This window comes from Janthinobacterium sp. 61, assembly GCF_002846335.1.
Lineage (GTDB): Bacteria > Pseudomonadota > Gammaproteobacteria > Burkholderiales > Burkholderiaceae_D > Janthinobacterium.
Genome location: NZ_PJMQ01000001.1, coordinates 2637321 through 2651397, shown reverse-complemented (window position 1 = coordinate 2651397; position 14077 = coordinate 2637321). Strand labels below are relative to the sequence as shown.

Annotated in this window: 15 protein-coding genes and 1 tRNA gene; all 16 read left to right on the top strand. The window is 60.3% G+C overall.

Annotation, left to right across the window (positions count from 1 at the left end; genetic code table 11):
• Positions 1-195 precede the first annotated feature (195 nt).
• A complete protein-coding gene (pnp, locus tag CLU92_RS12140) occupies positions 196-2313 on the top strand; it encodes a polyribonucleotide nucleotidyltransferase (protein ID WP_010399742.1) in 2118 nt (705 codons plus the stop codon).
• A 207-nt stretch (positions 2314-2520) separates the two neighbouring features.
• A complete protein-coding gene (locus CLU92_RS12135; RefSeq protein ID WP_101482099.1) occupies positions 2521-2793 on the top strand; it encodes a hypothetical protein in 273 nt (90 codons plus the stop codon).
• 132 nt (positions 2794-2925) lie between these two features.
• On the top strand, positions 2926-4872 hold the full coding sequence (locus CLU92_RS12130; protein ID WP_180338504.1) for a methyl-accepting chemotaxis protein: 1947 nt from the start codon (positions 2926-2928) through the stop codon (positions 4870-4872).
• A 175-nt stretch (positions 4873-5047) separates the two neighbouring features.
• Positions 5048-5257, top strand: coding sequence for a hypothetical protein (locus CLU92_RS12125; protein ID WP_101482098.1), 210 nt, complete (start codon positions 5048-5050; stop codon positions 5255-5257).
• A 108-nt stretch (positions 5258-5365) separates the two neighbouring features.
• The gene (locus tag CLU92_RS12120) at positions 5366-6127 is read left to right on the top strand and encodes a GIN domain-containing protein (RefSeq protein ID WP_101482097.1); all 762 of its coding nucleotides are present in this window, start codon (positions 5366-5368) and stop codon (positions 6125-6127) included.
• Positions 6128-6191: 64 nt separating this feature from the next.
• Positions 6192-6800: a tetratricopeptide repeat protein gene (locus CLU92_RS12115; RefSeq protein WP_101482096.1), complete on the top strand. Its 609-nt coding sequence runs from the start codon at positions 6192-6194 to the stop codon at positions 6798-6800.
• Between the two features lie 71 nt (positions 6801-6871).
• Complete coding sequence (locus CLU92_RS12110; protein ID WP_101482095.1) at positions 6872-7852, top strand: NAD(P)H-quinone oxidoreductase; 981 nt, start codon at positions 6872-6874, stop codon at positions 7850-7852.
• A 72-nt stretch (positions 7853-7924) separates the two neighbouring features.
• Positions 7925-8674, top strand: a complete 750-nt coding sequence (gene tpiA, locus CLU92_RS12105) for a triose-phosphate isomerase (protein WP_101482094.1) — start codon at positions 7925-7927, stop codon at positions 8672-8674.
• A 28-nt stretch (positions 8675-8702) separates the two neighbouring features.
• Entirely contained in the window at positions 8703-9107 is a 405-nt protein-coding gene (gene secG, locus CLU92_RS12100; protein WP_101482093.1) for a preprotein translocase subunit SecG, read from the top strand.
• Between the two features lie 202 nt (positions 9108-9309).
• Positions 9310-9394, top strand: a tRNA-Leu gene (locus CLU92_RS12095).
• Positions 9395-9571: 177 nt separating this feature from the next.
• Positions 9572-9931, top strand: a complete 360-nt coding sequence (locus CLU92_RS12090; RefSeq protein WP_010399734.1) for an NADH-quinone oxidoreductase subunit A — start codon at positions 9572-9574, stop codon at positions 9929-9931.
• 3 nt (positions 9932-9934) lie between these two features.
• Positions 9935-10411 (top strand): NADH-quinone oxidoreductase subunit B family protein, encoded by a 477-nt coding sequence (locus tag CLU92_RS12085; protein WP_010399733.1) that lies wholly within the window; start codon positions 9935-9937, stop codon positions 10409-10411.
• Positions 10412-10428: 17 nt separating this feature from the next.
• Complete coding sequence (locus CLU92_RS12080; RefSeq protein WP_101482092.1) at positions 10429-11022, top strand: NADH-quinone oxidoreductase subunit C; 594 nt, start codon at positions 10429-10431, stop codon at positions 11020-11022.
• On the top strand, positions 11022-12275 hold the full coding sequence (locus CLU92_RS12075) for an NADH-quinone oxidoreductase subunit D (RefSeq protein ID WP_010399731.1): 1254 nt from the start codon (positions 11022-11024) through the stop codon (positions 12273-12275). The genes CLU92_RS12080 and CLU92_RS12075 overlap by 1 nt, the downstream gene beginning before the upstream one ends.
• 12 nt (positions 12276-12287) lie before the next feature.
• A complete protein-coding gene (gene nuoE / locus CLU92_RS12070) occupies positions 12288-12767 on the top strand; it encodes an NADH-quinone oxidoreductase subunit NuoE (protein WP_035820520.1) in 480 nt (159 codons plus the stop codon).
• The gene (nuoF, locus tag CLU92_RS12065) at positions 12764-14059 is read left to right on the top strand and encodes an NADH-quinone oxidoreductase subunit NuoF (RefSeq protein WP_010399729.1); all 1296 of its coding nucleotides are present in this window, start codon (positions 12764-12766) and stop codon (positions 14057-14059) included. The genes nuoE and nuoF overlap by 4 nt, the downstream gene beginning before the upstream one ends.
• The last annotated feature ends 18 nt before the right edge of the window (positions 14060-14077 follow it).

Sequence of the window (14077 nt, the reverse complement as noted above, 5' to 3'; positions counted from 1 at the left end):
AAATGCCTGCGCCAGTTCGCTGACGCGGGCATTTTGTCATTTGAATTCCTGATTTATATCGGTAAGTGCAGTATTCTCTACCGATATCATGTTTTAAAAGTAAAGTGGTAAAGGCGGCAACGATGTTTGCGCCGCCTGTGGTGAGGTGAACGACAGCCCCTGAAAATCTGTCGGCAATTAGAAAAGGGATACCCCATGTTTAACAAAGTTACGAAAACCTTCCAGTACGGTCAACACCAAGTGACCCTGGAAACCGGCGAGATCGCACGTCAGGCATCCGGCGCAGTGCTGGTGTCGATCGAAGATACCGTCGTTCTGGCAACGGTAGTGGCACGCAAAGATGCCAAGCCAGGCCAGGATTTCTTCCCTTTGACGGTTGATTATGTTGAAAAAACCTATGCTGCCGGTAAAATCCCGGGCGGTTTTTTCAAGCGCGAAGGCCGTCCTTCCGAAAAAGAAACACTGACATCCCGTTTGATCGACCGTCCTATCCGTCCGCTGTTCCCGGAAGGCTACCTGAATGAAGTGCAAGTTATCATTCACGTGCTGTCGGTCAACCCGGAAATCGATCCGGACATCGCCGCCATGATCGGCGCATCGGCTGCCCTGTGCGTATCGGGCGTGCCTTTCAACGGCCCTATCGGCGCTGCGCGCGTCGGTTACGCCAATGGCCAGTACATCCTGAACCCAACCGTTCAGCAACTGAAGACGTCGGAAATGGACCTGGTGGTCGCCGGTACCGAAACGGCCGTGCTGATGGTCGAATCGGAAGCGAAACAGCTGTCCGAAGAAATCATGCTGGGCGCCGTGGTCTTCGGCCACGACCAGATGAAAGTCGTCATCGACGCGATTCACGACCTGGTGCGTGACGGCGGCAAGCCAGAAGTGGAATGGGCGCCTGCGCCGAAAAACGAAGCACTGATCGCCCGCGTCGCGCATTTCGCCAACGCCAAGATCAATGACGCGTATCAAACCAAGGACAAGCAAGAGCGTACGGCCAAGCTGAAAGCAGCGACGTCGGAAGTGATCGCCGACCTGTCGGCTGAAGCGGCTGCTGCCGGCGGCGCTTCCATCGATAGCGCAGAAGTCAACAACATCCTGTTCGACATCGAAGCGAAAATCGTGCGTACGCAAATCCTGGACGGCGAGCCACGCATCGACGGCCGCGACACGCGCACCGTGCGTCCGATCTCGATCCGCACCAGCGTGCTGCCACGCACCCACGGTTCGGCCCTGTTCACACGCGGCGAAACGCAGGCGCTGGTCGTCGCCACCCTGGGCACCGCCCGCGACAGCCAGAAGATCGATGCGCTGATGGGCGAGTTCACCGATTCGTTCATGCTGCATTACAACATGCCTCCGTTCGCCACCGGCGAAACGGGCCGTGTCGGTACGCCTAAGCGCCGCGAAATCGGCCACGGCCGCCTGGCCAAGCGCGCGCTGATCGCCGCCCTGCCAGCAGCTGAAGAGTTCAGCTACTCGGTGCGTCTGGTATCGGAAATCACGGAATCGAACGGTTCCTCGTCGATGGCTTCCGTCTGCGGCGGTTGCCTGGCACTGATGGACGCCGGCGTGCCGATGAAAGAACACGTGGCCGGTATCGCCATGGGCCTGATCAAGGAAGGCGGCAAGTTTGCCGTGCTGTCAGACATCCTGGGCGACGAAGATCACCTGGGCGACATGGACTTCAAGGTAGCCGGTACCCGCAACGGTATCACGGCGCTGCAGATGGACATCAAGATCATGGGCATCACCAAGGAAATCATGCAAGTGGCACTGGCGCAAGCCAAGGAAGGCCGCGAGCACATCCTGGGCGAAATGCAAAAAGCCATGCCGCACGTCAAAACCGAACTGTCCGATTTCGCACCGCGTCTGATCACCATCAAGATCAACCCGGAAAAAATCCGTGACGTGATCGGCAAGGGCGGCGCCGTGATTCGCGCGCTGACCGAAGAGACGGGCACCCAGATCGACATCAGCGACGAAGGCGTGGTCACCATCGCTTCCGTCGACGCTGCTGCCGGCCAGGAAGCCAAGCGCCGCATCGAAGAACTGACCGCTTCCGTCGAAGTGGGCAAGACCTATGAAGGCACCGTGCTGAAACTGCTGGACTTCGGCGCCATCGTGCAAGTCATGCCAGGCAAAGACGGCTTGCTGCACATCAGCCAGATCGCCAACGAGCGCGTCAATGCCGTGGCCGATTACCTGAAAGAAGGCCAGCTGGTTCGCGTCAAGGTCCTGGAAACGGACGACCGCGGCCGTCTGAAGCTGTCGATGAAAGCTGCTGAAGGCAACGAAGCGCCAGCCGCTTAAGTTAGCCTGAGTGCGGCCTCGGCCGCATGCTCAAAAACCGCCAGTGCGCAAGCCCTGGCGGTTTTTTTTATGCGCCGCGTTTGCGCTGTATCGAAGGTGAGTGCCGACGTGTGCGCCGGCCTTGATCCAGTGCGTATCGTCCGCTGCCACGCCTTGTCGATTCGGGAAGGGGTCTTCCCCTGAACGCGTCTTCCAGGGGAATGCAGCATGCGCACCCTATGCGGGCTGGACAACGCATCCACGCCGGTGCTGCTGCCCATCTCCATCGCCGTCACATCCACATCCATGCCGGCGCAGGCGCAGGTGGCTGCTGGCGCCTTGAATGCGCCCCTGCCATGGGGCGATATCCCGGGCGGGCGCTACTTTAACGAAGGCAGCCAGCGCCGTTACCCCGAGCTGGAGCAGGCGTTTGCCCGTTTCCGCATCGAAGCCACGGGCGGCGAATCGCACGCCTTGCGCAAGCTGCGCGGCGAGATGTAGTTGATATGGAGTTAATAGACGGTATCAATTGTTGTTTATGGGTAATTGAGAGTCAGTATTACTTGACGACAAAATCTTATTCATCGACCATGGCGCATCCCTCCCGATTTCCCCTTTTTTATTGGATGCACCATGTTGTCCTCCCTTAAGGCGCGGCTGATCGCCATCGCCGTTTCCACCGTCGTGCTGGCCATGCTGGCCGTCGCCATCGCCAATTTCTATACCACGCGCTCAAGCACCCTTGCCGCGCTCGATACGCAGATGCTGCAGTTGTCGCACAGCCATGCGGCAGCCATCGCCGAATGGCTGCGCTCCAAGCAAGCCGTCGTGGGCTCGCTCAAGCAGGGTGCCACGGCGGCCGATCCGCTGCCGGCCCTGAAGGCGGCCGAGCAGGCTGGCACGTTTGACATGGCGTATATCGGCTTTGCCGACAAGCATGCCGTCTTTTCACAGGAGCGCAAGCGCGCCGCCGACTACGATCCTACGGCGCGGCCCTGGTACAAGCAGGCGTCCGAGTCGGGCGGTCCCATCATCACGGCGCCATATATCGGCGCCAGCACGGGAAAGCTGGTGGTGACGTTTGCCGAGCCGCTGGGCGGCAAGGGCAGCGTGACGGGCGTGATGGCGGCCGACGTGATGATGGATGCCGTGGTGCAAAATGTCGCCTCGATCAAGCCAACCGCGGCCAGCTACGCCTTCCTCGTCGATGGCGGCGGCAAGATCATCGCCCACCCGGACGGCAAGCTGACCCTGAAGCCGCTGGCCGAGCTCGATCCGGGCTTGAGCGCGCAGGCGCTGGGCAATATTGAAAAGAGCGGCGATGGTGCCGCCATTCGCCTTGGCGAGCGCGAAGGTATCTTGCATGTGAGTAAGGTGCCGGGCAGCGACTGGCTGCTGGCTACCGTGCTCGATCGCGCGGAAGCCACGCAAGCCCTGAGCTCCATGCTGCGCGCCTCGGCCCTGACGGCCTTGCTGGTGCTGGCCCTGGCCGCCGCGGCATTGAGCGTGCTGGTAGCGCGCGCCTTGCGCCGCCTGGGCCTGGTGCGCGATGCGATGGAAGCGATCGCCACGGGCGACGGCGACCTGACCAGCCGCCTCGACGCGGAAGGTGCGGATGAGCTGGCGCAGATCGCCAAGGCCTTCAATTTGTTCGTCGAGAAAATCGCCACCGTGCTGGTGCAGATCCGCAGCATCAGCACCCTGGTGCGCAGTGAGTCAGCCGACATTGCCGCCGGTAATGCCGACCTGTCCTCGCGCACGGAAGCGCAGGCGGGCGCGCTGGAAGAGACGGCCAGTTCGATGGATGAGCTGACCTCGACCGTCAAGCAGAATGCGGAAAACGCGCATGCGGCCAACGAGCTGGCCATGTCCGCCTCGGAAGTGGCGGCCAAGGGTGGCCGCGTCGTGCAGCAGGTGGTGGGCACCATGGCAGGCATCCAGGAAAGCTCGCGCAAGATCGTCGACATCATCGGCGTGATCGATGGCATCGCTTTCCAGACGAATATCCTGGCCCTGAACGCGGCCGTCGAGGCGGCCCGCGCAGGCGAGCAGGGCAGGGGCTTTGCCGTGGTGGCGTCCGAAGTGCGCAACCTGGCGCAACGCTCGAGCCAGGCAGCCAAGGAAATCAAGGAATTGATCGGCGACTCGGTGGAAAAGGTGGGCGCCGGCGGCAGGCTCGTCGATGAGGCGGGCCAGACCATGGATCAGGTGGTGGCCTCGGTGCAGCAATTGACGACCATCATGAGCGAGATCACGGTGGCCAGCCGCGAACAGAGTGCCGGCATCGGCGAAATCAATACGGCCGTTACGCACATGGATACCATGACGCAACAGAACGCGGCCCTTGTCGAGCAGGCGGCGGCCGCCGCGGAAAGCTTGCAGGAGCAGGCGGTGGACCTGGCGCAGGCCGTCGGCATGTTCCGCCTCGGAGATGCAGGTGCCAGCGCGGCGTCCGCACCCGTGACGCGCCTCAAGGCCAGGCCAGCGGCGCCAGCGCCGCGCGCGCCGGCCCGCGCGCTGTCGCCAAGCAAGCCGGTCAAGGCAGCGAAGTCCGGCGCCGACGAGTGGGAAGAGTTTTAAGCGCGCAGCAGTCGCGACGTTGATTCGCGACGCCTATTCGGCACGTTCATCCGCGTTTTTGTCAGGTCAGCCTGCCAAAAGCGCAGTTCGTCGCAATCGGCGCGTCGGCCGGGGGCGGTATGGCTATAGTGACACCATACCGCAAGCCCACTGCCAGACACCCGAGGAGAACAACATGAACGTCGCTAAAAACATGGAAGTCATTGCCGTTGCCGCCGCCATCCTGGTCAGCGCCAGCTGCTACGCCATTGCCCCGGCCGCCCCGGCCCTGCAAGTGGCCAGTTCCACGGCCACCCTGGCCGCGCCAGCGAACAAGGCTGCCATGCAAGTGGTGGTGATCAAGGCCAAGCGCCTCAGTGCCGCGGAAAAATCCCGTTTTGCATAATTGATTGTCAGCAATTTTCCGCGCTGCTACAGTGGTGCTGCGCGAGCAATGCGGGCGCCCCCGGCGGGCGGCCAGACAGATAAAAACAAGATACCGAGGATGCATTACATGAAAAAGACACTCCAACTGGCGCTGCTGTTCCTGGCGGCACTGGGCCTGGTGCGCGGCGCGGCCGCCGAGACCCGCTTGCTGGAAATGCGCAACATCGACGCCCGCGTGGTACGCGTCAAGCTCGATGGCGTGATGGAAGTGCGCATTCGCCAGGGCAACGTGCCTTCGCTGAGCATCACGGCCGACAAGCGCTACATCGCCGATGTCAGCACGGCGCAAAGCGGCGATACCCTGCACATCGAGACGGAAGTGCGCGGCTTCAAGATCGGTCCCTCGTCGATACGCGCCGACCTCGTCTTGCCGAACTTGCGCGAACTGAGCTCGGAAGGCTTTGGCAGCACCGACATCACCGGTTTCAAGGGCGAGGAGCTGACCCTGTCGCTGGAAGGGGCGGGCAGCATCAAGCTGGTGGGCGACTACCGCAAGCTCAATGCCAGCCTGGGCGGCGTGGGCAGCATGCAGCTCTGGATCGGCAATAACGACAAAGCGGAGCTGGACTTGCAGGGTGCCGGTTCCGTGGTACTTGGCGGACGCGGACGCATCCTGAAAGCCAGCCTGGGCGGCCTGGGCAGCCTGAATGCGCAGCAATTCGAGGCGGACGCCGTCAACCTGGAATTGAGCGGCCTCGGCAATGCCACAGTGAATGCCCATACGAATGCCAAGCTGAACCTGAGCGGACTCGGGTCGGTGGTGGTGTACGGCAAGCCGGCCAACCGCGATGTCAGCGTCGAGGGCCTGGGCAAAGTTAGCTGGAAGTAAAAGCATCCTGCCGCAGATCTTATTGGCAGGACAAGAATAAGTAGTCAGACCACATCCCATTCCGATGAAAAAACTGATCATTACATTACTCATGCTGTTGACGATACAGCTACCCGCGCGGGCTGGTTTCGCCGAAGGCGCCAGTGCTTACAACAACAAGAATTACGCGCTAGCCTACAAGGAAATATTGCCCCTTGCAAAGACGGGCAACGCCGATGCCCAGCATTTGCTGGGCTTGATGTATTACATGGGACGGGGCTTGCCGCAGGATTACAAGCAAGCCATGTTCTGGCACCGCAAGGCGGCCGAGCAGGGCAAGGCTGACGCCCAGTATGTGGTGGGCGCCATGTATTACACGGGCAATGCCGTGCTGCAGGATCACAAGCAGGCAGTGGGCTGGTTCCGCAAGGCTGCCGAGCAGAATCATGCGGAGGCGCAGCAGGTGCTGGGCCTGATGTATCGCTACCACATGGGCGGCGTGCAGCAGGACAACGTCATCGCCTACATGCTGTGGAACCTGGCGGCCGCGAATGGCAACGCAAATGCGGCCGACCAGCGCGCCGCCGTGGTGCGCAAGATGACGCATGAGCAAGTCGAGGAGGGGCAGGCCCTGTCGGCGAAATGGAAGCCGGGCAGGCCCTTGCCGCGCCAGTCGAAGACGGGCGCCGGTTGAGGGGGAGTGGTCGTCTGCAAGGGCTGGCGGCTTGGCGTACAATCGCCATTTTCCCTTGAAAGAGTCCCGCCATGCGTGCAGTTGCCATCAGCCAGCCAGGTCCCGCCGACGTTTTGCAGATCGCCGAACGTCCCATGCCGCACTATAAGGCGGGCGAACTGCTGATTAAGGTGCACGCGGCCGGCATCAACCGTCCCGACGTGTTGCAGCGCCTGGGCAAGTATGCGCCGCCCGCCGGCGCGTCTGACTTGCCCGGCCTGGAAGTGGCTGGCGAAGTCGTCGATGGCGATTTTACTGACACTGTATTCAAGAAGGGCGACCTGGTCTGCGCCTTGGTGCAGGGCGGCGGCTATGCCGAATACTGCGCAGCCCCAAGCGGCCAATGCCTGCCTTTGCCCAAAGGCTTGACGGCGCTGGAAGGCGCGTCCCTGCCGGAAAACTTCTTCACCGTCTGGAGCAATGTGTTCGATCGCTGCGCGCTGGCCGACGGCGAAACCTTGCTGGTGCAGGGCGGCACGTCCGGCATTGGCGTGGCGGCCATTCAATTGGCGGCCGCGCTCGGTCACCGCGTGTTCGCCACGGCGGGCAGCGATGAAAAAGCGCGCGCCTGCGAGGCGCTGGGCGCCGAACGGGGCATCAATTACCGCACGGAAGATTTCGTTGCCGTCGTCAAGGAGTTGACGGCAGGCCGCGGTGTGGATGTCATCCTCGACATGGTGGGTGGCGACTACCTGCCGCGCGAGATCGATTGCCTGGCCGACGATGGCCGCATCGGCTTGATCGCCGTGCAGGGCGGCAGCAAGGCCACCCTGGACCTGGGGCAGGTGCTGCGCCGCCGCCTGAGCGTCAGCGGCTCGACCCTGCGCCCCCGTCCTGTCGCCTTCAAGGCGGCCATCGCGAACCACCTGCGCTCGACCGTCTGGCCCCTGATCGAGGCGGGCAAGATCAAGCCTGTGATCTATCAAACCTTCCCATTGGAAAAAGCCAACGAGGCGCATGCCTTGATGGAAGCGAGCACGCATGTAGGCAAGATCATGTTGCAAGTTGCCTGAAACGGGGCACTGCCTGTTTGACCGGCATCGGCGCCGGAGTTAGAATGACGGGTTATTAGAATTTAGGCTACTATGCGTCGCAAACTCGTCGTCGGAAATTGGAAAATGAACGGCAGTCGCACCTCGAACGCGGTGTTATTGTCTGAAATAGTTGCTGGCCTGGCTGCCTCTGGCGCCGCCAGCGCCGTCTGTGTGCCCGCGCCGTATCTGGCGCAGTGCCAGACGCAATTGGCAGGCACGGCTCTTGGTTGGGGCGCGCAGGATGTGTCCGCGCACGCCAGCGGCGCCTACACGGGCGAAATCTCGGTCGCGATGCTGCAGGATTTTGGCTGCAGCTATGTGGTGATCGGGCATTCCGAGCGCCGCGCCTACCATGGCGAGAGCGATGCGCTGGTGGCGGCCAAGACGGTAGCTGCGCTGGCGGCGGGCATTACGCCTATCGTTTGCATCGGCGAAACGCTGGCGCAGCGCGAAGCGGGCCAGACCGACGCGGTCGTGGCGCAGCAGTTGGGCGCCGTGCTGGCGGCGATTTCCGCCGACGACGTGGCGAAACTGGTGCTGGCCTACGAGCCAGTCTGGGCCATCGGCACTGGCAAGACAGCCACGCCGCAAATGGCGCAGGACGTGCATCAGGTGTTGCGCGGCCAGCTGGCGGCAAAGAATGCGGTAGCGGCGGCCGGCGTGCAAATCCTGTACGGCGGCAGCATGAAGCCGGAGAACGCAAAAGAATTGATGGCGATGCCGGATATCGATGGCGGTCTGATCGGTGGTGCAGCATTGAAGGCGGTGGATTTCCTGGCGATTATTCACGCCGCTGATTGAATTAATTTAAACTAAGAATGGAATTGCAATGAACATGATGTTCAATCTGGTAGTGGTAGTACAGGTTATTTCGGCATTGTCGATTATCGCGCTGGTGTTGCTGCAGCACGGCAAGGGCGCCGACATGGGTGCCGCCTTCGGTTCGGGCGCCTCGGGCAGCCTGTTCGGTGCGACGGGTTCGTCGAACTTCATGTCGAAGTCGACGGGCGTTGCCGCCGCGATCTTCTTTGGCGCCACCCTGGCCCTGTCGCTGATGGCCAATCAGCGCGCCACCACTGTCGGCGGCGGCGTGATGGATAAGGTCGTCAAGCCAGTGCCAGTCACCGGTGCGGGCGCGATCCCGACGACGGTACCTGCAGCAGCACCGGTCGCCAGCGCTCCGGCAGCTGCGGCACCGGTTGCCAGCACTCCGGCAGGCGCGATTCCGAAGTAATTGTGTCGTCACTGAGCAGCATCTCGATACCTCATCGAGAGTAGTTCTCATTACGGGCAGATTATTGCTCAATGTTTTAGCAGCGCGGCAGGAAAAAATCGTGACGCGCTGGAAGATGTAAAAATTTATCGTTTTTATCTGTGTTTTGATGCATTTGTGCATTAACTTTAGCGGCAAAGCAGAGTAGAATACGGGCCTTACCGCCGACGTGGTGAAATTGGTAGACACGCTATCTTGAGGGGGTAGTGGCGAAAGCTGTACGAGTTCGAGTCTCGTCGTCGGCACCAGAAATCAGAAGCCAGCAACGGCGCACGAGCCATGGCTCGTACAAAGTTGCTGGCTTTTTTTACGAGGATGTGTCGTTCGATCCTGGTCTTAGCTTTGATTGGGGTCGTGCGTTAGATACGCTGCAAATGATCGCAGCGTCCTCATTTAACCGATCGTTCAATATAAGCTTATCAATCGTGAACCTCGAAAATTACTTCCCCGTCCTGCTGTTTATTATTATCGGCCTTGGTGTCGGTATCGCTCCCCAGCTCCTGGGGCGCCTGTTAGGTCCTAACAAGCCTGACGCAGCAAAACTCTCCCCGTACGAATGTGGCTTTGAAGCATTCGAAGACGCGCGCATGAAATTTGATGTGCGCTACTATCTGGTCGCAATCCTGTTTATTTTGTTCGATCTGGAAACGGCATTCTTTTTCCCGTGGGGCGTTGCAATGCGCGACCTGGGTTGGGCCGGTTTCGTCACGATGATGGTATTCATCGCTGAATTCGTGGTCGGATTTTGGTACATTTGGAAGAAAGGTGCCCTTGACTGGGAATAAGCCATGGCTATTGAAGGCGTATTAAGCGAAGGTTTCATCACCACCTCGGCCGACAAGCTGATCAACTGGGCGCGCACCGGGTCTATGTTCCCGATGACGTTCGGTCTGGCCTGCTGTGCGGTCGAAATGATGCATGTGGGCGCAGCCCGCTACGATATGGACCGTTTCGGCGTCGTGTTTCGTCCGTCGCCGCGTCAGTCCGACGTCATGATCGTTGCCGGCACCCTGTGCAACAAGATGGCGCCGGCCTTGCGCAAGGTCTACGACCAGATGGCAGAGCCACGCTGGGTCATCTCGATGGGTTCCTGCGCCAATGGCGGCGGGTACTACCATTACTCCTATTCTGTGGTGCGCGGCTGCGACCGCATCGTGCCTGTCGACGTGTATGTGCCTGGCTGTCCTCCGACCGCTGAAGCCTTGCTGTACGGCATCATGCAGTTGCAGAACAAGATCAAGCGTACCAGCACGATCGCACGCTAACCGGGCCGCTTCAGATTATGACAACACATTTAGAAGTATTGCAAAACGCCCTCGGCACTGCCTTGGGTGATCGCGTTAGCACGACGGTTGCGCTGGGCGAAGTCACCCTGGTCGTCAAGGCCGAGGACTACCTGGCCGTGATGCAGACCTTGCGCGACGATCCGACCCTGCATTTCGAGCAATTGCTCGACCTGTGTGGCGTCGACTACTCGACCTATGGCGACGGTAGCTGGGATGGCCTGCGTTTTGCGGCCGTCTCGCACTTGCTGTCGGTCAAGCACAACTGGCGCGTGCGCGTGCGCGTATTCGCACCGGACGACGACATGCCGCTGCTGCCCTCCGTGGTGAACATCTGGCGTGCCGTCAACTGGTATGAGCGCGAAGCGTTCGACTTGCTGGGCATCCTCTTCGAAGGCCACAACGACTTGCGCCGCCTGCTGACCGACTACGGTTTCATCGGCCATCCGTTCCGCAAGGATTTCCCCGTCTCCGGCTATGTCGAGATGCGCTACGATCCGGAACAGAAGCGCGTGATTTACCAGCCCGTGACGATCGAGCCGCGGGAAAACGTGCCGCGCGTGATCCGCGAAGAACATTACGGGATGAAATAATGGCTGAGATTAAGAACTACACCCTGAACTTTGGGCCACAGCATCCGGCCGCGCACGGTGTGCTGCGCCTGGTGCTGGAGATGGATGGCGAAGTCATCCAGCGTGCCGACCCGCATATCGGCCTGTTGCACCGCGCCACCGAAAAGCTGGCCGAGCAAAAGACCTATCTGCAATCCGTGCCGTACATGGACCGTCTCGACTATGTGTCGATGATGTGCAATGAGCATGCGTACGTGATGGCCATCGAAAAGATGCTGGGCCTGGAAGTGCCGCTGCGCGCGCAATACATCCGCGTCATGTTCGACGAAATGACGCGCATCCTGAATCACCTGATGTGGCTGGGCACCCACGCGCTGGACGTTGGCGCCATGGGCCCGTTCCTGTATTGCTTCCGCGACCGCGAAGACTTGTTCGACGCCTACGAGGCAGTCTCGGGCGCGCGCATGCACGCAGCCTACTACCGTCCGGGCGGCGTGTACCGCGACTTGCCGGACGCAATGCCGCAGCACAAGGCGTCGATCATTCGCAATGCCAAGGCGATTTCCAAGCTGAATGAAAACCGCCAGGGTTCCCTGCTGGACTTCATCGAAGACTTCGCGCGCCGTTTCCCGAATTCCGTGGACGAGTACGAAACCTTGCTGACCGACAACCGTATCTGGAAACAGCGTACCGTCGGCATCGGCGTGGTGTCCCCGGAAGATGCGCTGGCCATGGGCTTTACGGGCGCCATGCTGCGCGGCTCGGGCGTGCAGTGGGACTTGCGCAAGAAACAGCCGTACGAAGTGTACGACCTGATGGATTTCGACATTCCTATCGGCACCAACGGCGATTGCTACGACCGCTACCTGGTCCGCGTGGAAGAGCTGCGCCAGTCGAACCGCATCATCAAGCAATGCGTGGAGTGGCTGCGCAACAATGAAGGTCCTGTCATGACCAGCAACCGCAAGGTAGCGCCTCCGGGCCGCGTCGACATGAAGACCAACATGGAATCGCTGATTCACCACTTCAAGCTGTTTACCGAAGGTTTCCACGTGCCGCCAGGCGAGGCCTACAGCGCCGTGGAACATCCGAAGGGCGAGTTCGGCGTGTACCTGGTGTCCGATGGCGCCAACAAGCCGTACCGCATGAAACTGCGCGCGCCAGACTACGCTCACTTGCAGTCGCTCGACGAGATGGCGCGTGGGCACATGCTTGCCGACGCCGTGACCATCATCGGGACGCAAGATATCGTGTTCGGCAGTATTGACCGCTAAGAGGCAAAAAGTATGTTGTTATCAGAGCAATGCTATAAGAAAATTGACCGCGAGCTGGCCAAGTACCCGGCCGACCAGCGTCAGTCGGCCGTCATGGCCGCGCTGGCCCATGCCCAGGATGAACTGGGCTGGCTGGCGCCGGAAACCATGAAGGAACTGGCCGATTACATCGGCATGCCGGCGATTGCCGTGCAGGAAGTGGCCACGTTCTACAATATGTACAACGTCAAGCCCGTGGGCAAGCACAAGATTACCGTGTGCACCAACCTGCCATGCGCCCTGTCGGGCGGCGTGCGCGCTGCAGAGTACCTGAAGCAGAAACTGGGTATCGATTTCCGCGAAACCACCGCAGACGGCCAGTTCACCCTGGTTGAAGGCGAGTGCATGGGTGCTTGCGGCGATGCGCCTGTCTTGCTGGTCAGTAATAAAACCATGTGCAGCTGGATGTCGAACGAGAAAATCGACGCCATGCTGGAGGAACTCAAGAAATGACGTCACTCCACAACCGCCATATCGATCCATTGATCCTGAAGGATCTGGATGGCAAGAACTGGCATTTGCAAGACTATGTGAACCGCGGCGGCTATTCGGCCCTGCGGCGTATCCTGGAAGAGAAAATCACGCCGGAACAGATCATCGCCGACCTCAAGGCTTCGTCCTTGCGCGGCCGTGGCGGCGCGGGTTTCCCTACCGGCTTGAAGTGGAGCTTTATGCCGCGCCAGTTCCCGGGTCAGAAATACCTCGTCTGCAATACAGATGAAGGCGAACCGGGTACTTTCAAGGACCGCGACATCATTCGTTACAATCCCCATGCGCTGATCGAAGGCATGGCCATTGGCGCTTATGCGATGGGCATCACCGTCGGCTATAACTATATCCACGGTGAAATCTTCCAGGAATACCTGCGTTTCGAAGAAGCGCTGGAAGAGGCGCGTGCCGCCGGTTTCCTGGGCGACAAGATCATGGGCAGCGAATTCTCGTTCCAGTTGCATGCGCACCATGGTTATGGCGCTTACATCTGCGGCGAAGAAACGGCCCTGCTCGAATCGCTGGAAGGCAAGAAAGGCCAGCCGCGCTTCAAGCCGCCTTTCCCCGCCTCGTTTGGCCTGTACGGCAAGCCGACGACGATCAACAACACGGAAACCTTCGCGGCCGTGCCCTTCGTGCTGAACATCGGTCCAGAGAAATACCTGGCGATGGGCAAGCCGAACAATGGCGGTTCGAAGATCTTCTCGATCTCGGGCGACGTGGAAAAACCGGGCAACTATGAAGTGCCGCTCGGCACCCCGTTTGCGACCCTGCTGGAACTGGCAGGCGGCATGCGCGGTGGCAAAAAGATCAAGGCCGTGATCCCTGGCGGTTCGTCCGCTCCGGTGATCCGCGGCGACATCATGATGCAGACCGACCTGGACTATGACTCGATCGCGAAAGCCGGTTCGATGTTGGGTTCGGGTGCTGTCATCGTGATGGACGAAACACGCTGCATGGTGAAGGCGCTGGAACGCCTGTCCTACTTCTATTTTGAAGAATCGTGCGGCCAGTGTACGCCTTGCCGTGAAGGCACAGGCTGGATGTACCGCATGGTGCATCGCATCGAGCAGGGGCAGGGTCGTCCAGACGACCTGGACATGCTCAACTCGATCGCCGACAACATCCAGGGCCGCACCATTTGCGCGCTGGGCGATGCGGCTGCCATGCCGGTACGGGCCTTCATTAAGAATTTCCGTGAAGAATTTGAATATCATATCGAGCACAAGCATTGCTTAGTGCCCGCATATATCTAAGCTGCGTCAGGTAACGAT

Excerpts from the sequence above, each read along its gene's own strand:
- nuoE (WP_035820520.1), top strand. The coding sequence starts at position 12,288 with ATGTTGTTATCAGAGCAATGCTATAAGAAAATTGACCGCGAGCTGGCC.
- CLU92_RS12115 (WP_101482096.1), top strand. The coding sequence starts at position 6,192 with ATGAAAAAACTGATCATTACATTACTCATGCTGTTGACGATACAGCTA.
- secG (WP_101482093.1), top strand. The coding sequence starts at position 8,703 with ATGAACATGATGTTCAATCTGGTAGTGGTAGTACAGGTTATTTCGGCA.
- CLU92_RS12085 (WP_010399733.1), top strand. The coding sequence starts at position 9,935 with ATGGCTATTGAAGGCGTATTAAGCGAAGGTTTCATCACCACCTCGGCC.
- CLU92_RS12110 (WP_101482095.1), top strand. The coding sequence starts at position 6,872 with ATGCGTGCAGTTGCCATCAGCCAGCCAGGTCCCGCCGACGTTTTGCAG.
- nuoF (WP_010399729.1), top strand. The coding sequence starts at position 12,764 with ATGACGTCACTCCACAACCGCCATATCGATCCATTGATCCTGAAGGAT.
- CLU92_RS12130 (WP_180338504.1), top strand. The coding sequence starts at position 2,926 with ATGTTGTCCTCCCTTAAGGCGCGGCTGATCGCCATCGCCGTTTCCACC.
- CLU92_RS12075 (WP_010399731.1), top strand. The coding sequence starts at position 11,022 with ATGGCTGAGATTAAGAACTACACCCTGAACTTTGGGCCACAGCATCCG.
- CLU92_RS12125 (WP_101482098.1), top strand. The coding sequence starts at position 5,048 with ATGAACGTCGCTAAAAACATGGAAGTCATTGCCGTTGCCGCCGCCATC.
- pnp (WP_010399742.1), top strand. The coding sequence starts at position 196 with ATGTTTAACAAAGTTACGAAAACCTTCCAGTACGGTCAACACCAAGTG.
- CLU92_RS12080 (WP_101482092.1), top strand. The coding sequence starts at position 10,429 with ATGACAACACATTTAGAAGTATTGCAAAACGCCCTCGGCACTGCCTTG.
- CLU92_RS12120 (WP_101482097.1), top strand. The coding sequence starts at position 5,366 with ATGAAAAAGACACTCCAACTGGCGCTGCTGTTCCTGGCGGCACTGGGC.
- CLU92_RS12135 (WP_101482099.1), top strand. The coding sequence starts at position 2,521 with ATGCGCACCCTATGCGGGCTGGACAACGCATCCACGCCGGTGCTGCTG.
- tpiA (WP_101482094.1), top strand. The coding sequence starts at position 7,925 with ATGCGTCGCAAACTCGTCGTCGGAAATTGGAAAATGAACGGCAGTCGC.